We start from the raw sequence: 331 nt of genomic DNA, 5'->3' as shown, positions 1-331 counted from the left end.
GAATGCGCCCGTCATTTTACGAGGGCCTCAATGGCTCCCTTGATATAACTAGGGACGACAAAGTCCTCACCGGCGACGATCCGCTCAGCGACGAGCTGCCCGAAATCGCCCTTTCGGCGGGTCTTGAAGAGTGCTTGAATTGCTGCCGCTTGGTCGTCCTCTTTTTTTGCGACAGCCGCATCCCATGCCGCCTCAGACATTTTATGAAGCTCCAGAAAGGCCTTTTTCATCAACGGCGCGTTGCCGGCACGAACAAGTTCCGTCTCAAGCGAATAGGTATTTATGAACGTGTCGCAAAGCCCTTCTGCTCCAAGGGCTTTGAGTGTTGCGC

Annotated in this window: 1 pseudogene; it reads right to left on the bottom strand. The window is 54.4% G+C overall.

Annotated features, from left to right (window positions below):
• Positions 1-11: 11 nt before the first annotated feature.
• Positions 12-331, bottom strand: a pseudogene (locus EOB36_RS34610) (ATP-dependent endonuclease); the annotation flags it as partial.

This window comes from Mesorhizobium sp. M6A.T.Cr.TU.017.01.1.1, assembly GCF_004023115.1.
Taxonomy (GTDB): domain Bacteria; phylum Pseudomonadota; class Alphaproteobacteria; order Rhizobiales; family Rhizobiaceae; genus Mesorhizobium; species Mesorhizobium mediterraneum.
Note: the sequence above shows the minus strand (reverse complement) of the source record. Positions and strands in the feature narration are given on the sequence as shown.